The following is a 6365-nucleotide window of genomic DNA, read 5'->3' on the forward strand; positions in this document are numbered from 1 at the left end:
GTTCGGACAAACCAAAGCTCTTGTCGAGAGAAGCTGAAGTGTGGGCGCATTCCGGCAAGAACAACGATCATTCCGACTGGGAGCCTCTGCCCGATCACCTGCACCGCGTGGGCGCACTTGCGGGCGAGCTGGGCCGGCCACTGGGACTGGAACGGACCTCGGTCCTTGCGGGGTTGTTCCACGACCTGGGCAAGTTCCATCCGCAGTTCCAGGCCCGCATCAACGGCGCGGCGGTTCGGGTCGATCACTCGACGGCAGGCGCGGCAGTGCTAATGCGCGAAGCCGCGCGACTCGGGCGCGGCGAACGGCTGGCGGCCGAGGCCGTCGCCTACGCGATCCTTGGCCATCACGCGGGCCTGCCCGACATGGCCTCGGACAGCGACGCCTGCGCAAACGAGCGGATCACGGGGTTCACGGACGGGCTCGCGCCGTCCTGGCCCGAGACGGTGACGCCCGATCTCACCGGGCTGCCGGCCGAGCTCGCCGCAAAGATCCGGCCGGCAGACCCAGCGCGGGCGGCCTTCGACTTGTCGCTTGCGGTCCGGATGGTCTTTTCCTGCCTTGTCGATGCCGACCGAAGGGCCACCGAGCAGTTCTACGCCGAGCTCGACGGCTACATCCCCGATCGCGACTGGCCGGCGCTCGGGCCTCATCTGAACGCGCATCTTGCCGCGTTGGACAACCGGCTCGCCGAATTTCCGCAGAGCGGGGCGGTGAACGGGATTCGGCGCGAGGTCATGTCCCACGTCAGGAAGGGCGCCGCCCGATCGCCGGGCGCCTTCACGCTGACGGTCCCGACAGGTGGGGGCAAGACGCTGGCCTCGCTGGGCTTTGCGCTGGAGCACGCGCGGCGGCACGGACACCAGAGGATCATCTACGTGATCCCCTTTACCTCGATCATCGACCAGACGGCAGACGAGTTCCGCCGCCTTCTTGGCGGGGATCACGTGCTGGAACACCATGCCTCGATCGACTTGGAGAACAGTCCTGGCGATCACCGCTCGGCACGCGACAAGCTGCGGCTGGCGATGGAGGACTGGGCCGCGCCGTTCGTCATTACCACCGCCGTTCAGTTCTTCGAAAGCCTGTTCGCGGCGCGCACCTCGCGGGCACGCAAGCTGCATTCCATCGCAGGCAGCATCATCATCCTGGACGAGGCGCAGACCCTGCCCCGCGGGCTGCTGGCGCCATGCCTGCGGATGCTCGATGCGCTCTGCGCGCATTACGGCTGCACCGTGGTGCTGTGCACGGCGACGCAGCCCGCCTTGGACGAACGGCTGACCGGCACACAGATGGTGAATGGCGCGCCGGTTCAGACGATCTTCGGACTGCCGCTTGCCGGGCGGGAACTTGCGCCCGATCCGGCGGGGCTGAACGCGCGGCTGCGGCGGACGCGGATCGAACATGGGGGCGTCATGGACGACGCCGCGCTGGTTGACGCGCTGGCCGCGCATCTGCAGTCGCTGGTCGTGGTGAACTCGCGCCGCCATGCGCTGGAGCTTTATCGGGCGGCCGCGCATCTGGACGGCGCGATCCACCTGACGACCCGGCAACATGCGGCGGACCGGACCGGGATCATCGCCGGCATCCATGCGCGCCTTGCGGCAGGCGAACCCTGCCGCGTCATCGCCACCAGCCTGATCGAGGCTGGGGTAGACCTGTCCTTCCGCCGGGCCTGGCGGGCCGAGGCCGGGCTGGACCAGATCATCCAGGTCGCCGGCCGCGTCAATCGCGGCGGCGAATATCCGGTCGAGGATAGCATCGTCACCGTCTTTCAGCCTGCGGATCACAAGCCACCCCGTGAAATTGCCGGGCTGATCGGGGATTTCCGCGCGATCATGGCTGCGCATGGCGATCTGCAATCGGATGCGGCGGTGGATGCGTATTTCCGGCAGGTCTATTGGCGCCACCAACTGGGCCGCAATGGACTGGACGCCAAGGACATCCTGCCCCGCCTGAAGGTGCAGCCCTCGCCGACCCTAACCGATTTCGCCTTCCGCTCGATCGCCGAGGATTTCCGCATGATCGAAAGCGGGCTGGCCCCGGTGATTGTCGTAAACGACCCGGATACGCTGGCCGGACGGCTGCGCGGCGCTGAAAGCTCGGGCAGGATCGCGCGCGAATTGCAGCGGTTCGTCGTTCAGGTGCCGCCGCGGGAACGGGCGCGGATGATCGCAGACGGCGCGGTCGGGTTCCTCGCGCCGGAGGTGCGCGGCGACCAGTTCGCCGTTCTGCAGCGCCGGGCGCTGTATTCGCGTGAGGTCGGGTTGATATGGGAGGAAGCGGAATTGCTGACAGCAGAAGAGTCGATATTCTAAATATAAAGGGCCGCGCATAATGCGCGGCCCACGTTAACAGAGACCAACGCTTCTCGCAGATTATTTCTATCCACGCCCTGCATTTTTACGGAGGGCGACTATGGAGGCTCCAGATCAAGCTCAAGCGCGATGGTGAACCGACCTACGTGAAATCTGAGGGCATAGTAACGACGCTTGGTCATCAGGGCGTCTCCTTGACTGAGATAAGGGTTGACATAGGTTCGCGAGTCGGTCAAGAGTTTACTTACTAACGAGACTAACGTCTCTCGGAGATTGAAGTGGGATTTGGTGTCTGCTTGTATGCCTCGGCTTCCTATGGCCTGTTCACGCGTCCCGAACTGAAGGTCGAACGGATGAGCTATGACGCGCTGACGCCCTCGGCGGCGCGCGGCATTCTTGAGGCGATCCACTGGAAGCCCGCGATCCGCTGGGTGATCGACCGCATCCATGTGCTGGAACCGATCCGCACCCAGACCATCCGCCGCAACGAGGTCGGGCACAAGGCGCCCTATGGCACGCTGAAATCCGCGATGAAGCGCGGCGATCTGGGCGGCGTGCAACTGCTGGCCGACGAGGACCGCCAGCAGCGCGCGGCGACGGTGCTGGTGCGCCCGGCCTATGTGATCGAGGCGCATTTCGACCTGACCGCGAAGGCCGGTCCCGACGATACCGAAGGCAAGCACCTGGACATCTTCAACCGCCGCGCCACGCGGGGGCAGTGCTTTCACCAGCCCTGCATGGGCGCCCGAGAATTTCCCGTGGATTTCCGCCTGATTGCGCCTGGCGAACCCCTGCCGCCCGCCATCCCCGAGAACCGCGACCTGGGCCTGATGCTGTGGGACATCGACCACGCCGCACCGGGCCGCCCCTCGATGTTCTTCCGCGCCCGGATGCAGGCGGGCGTCATCGACATCCCTCCGCCCGGCAGCCCCGAAGTGCTGCGATGAGCGTCCTTTCCTCGCTGGTCCGCGCCTATGGCCGTCTGCCGGACGCGCCGCCGTTCGGATACTCGAACGAGAGGATCGCGGGGGTTGTCAGCCTGAACCCCGACGGGTCCGTGGCCGGACTGCACGACCTGCGCGAGGGAACGGGAAAGAGGCGGACAATGGCCAGCCTGTCGGTGCCGCAGCCGGTCAAGCGGACGGTGGCGATTGCGCCGAATTTCCTGTGGGACAAGACGGCCTATTCGCTGGGCGTCACCGCAGGCGAGGGCAGGCGGACCGCCGAGGAACATGCCGCCTTTGTCGAACGCCACCGCGAATGGCTGGCCGGGGCCGACGACGAGGGGCTGGCGGCCTTCCTGCGGTTCCTCGACCGCTGGACGCCGGACCAGTTCATCTGGGACGAGACGCTGAGGGACCAGAACATCGTCTTTACGCTGGAAGCGGACCGGCTGGCGGGACGAATGCTGCATGATCGTCCTGCGGCACGGGAATTATGGGCGATTGTCCAAGGCGCGCGGGGCGGCGCTGGTGCGGTCTGCCTTGTCACCGGCAACCATGCGCCGGTCGCGCGGCTGCACCCGTCCATCAAGGGCGTCTGGGGGGCGCAGTCCTCGGGCGCGAGCCTCGTGTCCTTCAATCTCGACGCTTTCGAATCCTACGGTCACGAACAGGGCGAGAATGCGCCGGTGTCGGACCAGGCGGCCTTTGCCTATGGGGCGGCGCTGAACGCGTTTCTGACCAGCGGCAGCGGCCACCGCGTCCAGATCGGCGACGCCTCGACCGTGTTCTGGGCCGAGGCGCCGGATAGGGCCTCGGCTGGCGCGGCCGAGGACATCTTCAGCGCCATGTTCGACGCACAGCCGACCGGGGCGGCAGATGACGCGGCTCGGAGGGAAATCGAGATCAGGCTCGACCGCCTGCGCCAAGGCAGGCCGCTGGCCGAGGTCGAGCCGCAACTGGACCCCGGCACCCGCTTCACCGTGCTGGGGCTGGCCCCGAACGCCGCGCGGCTGTCGGTGCGCTTCATCGTCGAGGACAGCTTCGGCGCCCTTGCCGACCGCTATCGCCAATGGCAGGACGATATCCGGGTCGAGCCCGGCCCGCGCGGCGGTCCCGCCAGCCTGTTCCGGCAGCTTTGCGAACTGGCCGTGCAGGGCAAGATGGACAACCTGGCCCCGCGGCTGGCGGGCGACATGATGCGGGCGATCCTGACCGGCAGGGCTTATCCGCTGACGATCCTGTCCACGGCGCTGACCCGCATCCGCGCCGACGGCCGCATCGACGCGATCCGCGCGGGGCTGATGAAGGCGGTCCTGATCCGCAACTACAACATGGAGGTGCCGGTGGCGCTCGATCCAGATTTCGACAACACGGGCTATCAGCTTGGCCGGCTATTCGCCGTCTATGAACAGATCCAGCATGCGGCGCTGGGGGATGTGAACGCCTCGGTTCGCGACAAGTATTACGGCGCGGCCTCGGCCACGCCGCGCAAGGTCTTTTCCATGCTGGACCGGGGCGCGATGTCGCATCTGTCCAAGGTCGGGAAGAAATCGCCGGGTCACGAAGTGAACCTTCTGAAGACCTTGCGCGCGGTGACGGACCGGCTGTCGCCCGGCGCCGAGCCGTTCCCTCAAACGCTGCCGGCGCGCGACCAAGCGCTGTTCGCGCTGGGGTACCACCACCAGCACAGCGATTTCTTCCGCAAGAAGACTGACGAGACCGGACTGACCGACGAACCCCGAGGTGACGAATGACCGCCCTGACCCAACGCCACGACTTTGTCCTGATCTTCGAGGTCACGAACGGGAACCCCAACGGCGACCCCGACGCGGGCAACCTGCCGCGCCTCGACCCCGAGGACAGTCACGGGCTGGTCACGGATGTCAGCCTCAAGCGCAAGGTCCGTAACTTCGTGGAACTGGCCCGTGGGGGCGAGGACCGGATGCATATCTATGTCCAGGAAGGCGCGATCCTGAACGAGAAGCACCGCAAGGCCTATGTGGCCATCCGTCAGGACGAGAAATCGAAGACCGCCGCCAAGCTGAACCCCGCCAATGACGCCGAAGCCGATGCCGTGCGGAACTGGATGTGCGCCAACTTCTTCGACGTGCGGACCTTTGGCGCGGTCATGTCCACCGGCATCAACTGCGGCCAGGTGCGCGGCCCGGTGCAGATGGGCTTTGCCCGTTCGGTGGAACCGATCCTGCCCGCCGAGATCACCATCACCCGCATGGCCGCCACCAATGAAGCCGAGAAGAAGAAGGCTGCCGAGGGCCAGGAAGGCGACGACCGGCGCGACAACCGCACGATGGGCCGCAAGCATATTGTCCCCTACGGGCTTTACGTCGCGCATGGCTTCATCTCGGCCAAGCTGGCGGAACGTACCGGATTCTCGACCGGAGATCTGGAGCTTCTATTGGAAGCCCTGACCAACCTGTTCGAACATGACCGCTCCGCCGCGCGGGGCGAGATGGCGACGCGCAAGCTGATCGTGTTCCGCCACGCCAGTGCCCTTGGCAACGCGCCCGCCCATGCGCTGTTCGACCGGGTTCAGATCAGCCGCATGGTCGATGGCGAGCCGCGCCCGATAGACGGGCGGCTGGACAACCTGCCCCCGGCCCGCCGCTTTGGCGATTACGACATCCGGGTGAACCGCGACGGCCTGCCCGAGGGCGTCGAGGTGCTGGAACTGGTCTGATGGCTATGCCCGAGGTCGAGCCCATCCCGATCTCGGCCCTTCAGCATGCCGTTTACTGCCTGCGTCAGGCGGCGCTGATCCATCTGGAACGGCTCTGGGCCGAGAACCGCTTCACTGCCGAGGGCGGGGTGCTGCACGCCGTCACGGAGAAGGGTGGCAAGCGGGGTGGACGCGGGGCAAGGCGGGTGAATGCGCTGCCACTGGCATCAAGCCGACTGAACCTTGCCGGGGTAGCCGATCTGGTCGAGTTCAGCCGCCCCAGCCCTGACGCACCCGAAATTGCGTTTCCCGTCGAATACAAGCGCGGCGAGGCTCTGTTGCACAAATCCCTTCCGTGATTCATGTCGTGAGTCCGGTATGGTAGCTGGTCGGCATGAGCAGACTCACACGCCTGACCTACAAGAC

General features: G+C 66.2%; 5 protein-coding genes. All 5 read left to right on the top strand.

All coding sequences use genetic code 11. The features are described 5' to 3' along the window. Nucleotides 1-38: 38 nt before the first annotated feature. The 5 genes from DPQ23_RS08635 (at nucleotide 39) to DPQ23_RS08655 (ending at nucleotide 6298) form a co-directional block, all read left to right on the top strand. Nucleotides 39-2318: a CRISPR-associated endonuclease Cas3'' gene (locus tag DPQ23_RS08635; RefSeq protein ID WP_240602586.1), complete on the top strand. Its 2280-nt coding sequence runs from the start codon at nucleotides 39-41 to the stop codon at nucleotides 2316-2318. 278 nt (nucleotides 2319-2596) lie between these two features. Then, nucleotides 2597-3265 (top strand): type I-C CRISPR-associated protein Cas5c, encoded by a 669-nt coding sequence (cas5c, locus tag DPQ23_RS08640; RefSeq protein WP_112874287.1) that lies wholly within the window; start codon nucleotides 2597-2599, stop codon nucleotides 3263-3265. Next, nucleotides 3262-5016 (top strand): type I-C CRISPR-associated protein Cas8c/Csd1, encoded by a 1755-nt coding sequence (gene cas8c, locus DPQ23_RS08645; RefSeq protein WP_112874288.1) that lies wholly within the window; start codon nucleotides 3262-3264, stop codon nucleotides 5014-5016. Before cas5c ends, cas8c begins: the two co-directional genes overlap by 4 nt. After that, nucleotides 5013-5960, top strand: coding sequence for a type I-C CRISPR-associated protein Cas7/Csd2 (cas7c, locus tag DPQ23_RS08650; protein WP_112874289.1), 948 nt, complete (start codon nucleotides 5013-5015; stop codon nucleotides 5958-5960). Before cas8c ends, cas7c begins: the two co-directional genes overlap by 4 nt. 5 nt (nucleotides 5961-5965) lie before the next feature. Further along, nucleotides 5966-6298, top strand: a complete 333-nt coding sequence (locus DPQ23_RS08655; protein WP_240602587.1) for a CRISPR-associated protein Cas4 — start codon at nucleotides 5966-5968, stop codon at nucleotides 6296-6298. Nucleotides 6299-6365 lie beyond the last annotated feature (67 nt).

This window comes from Paracoccus endophyticus (assembly GCF_003286075.1).
Classification (GTDB): Bacteria; Pseudomonadota; Alphaproteobacteria; order Rhodobacterales; family Rhodobacteraceae; genus Paracoccus; species Paracoccus endophyticus.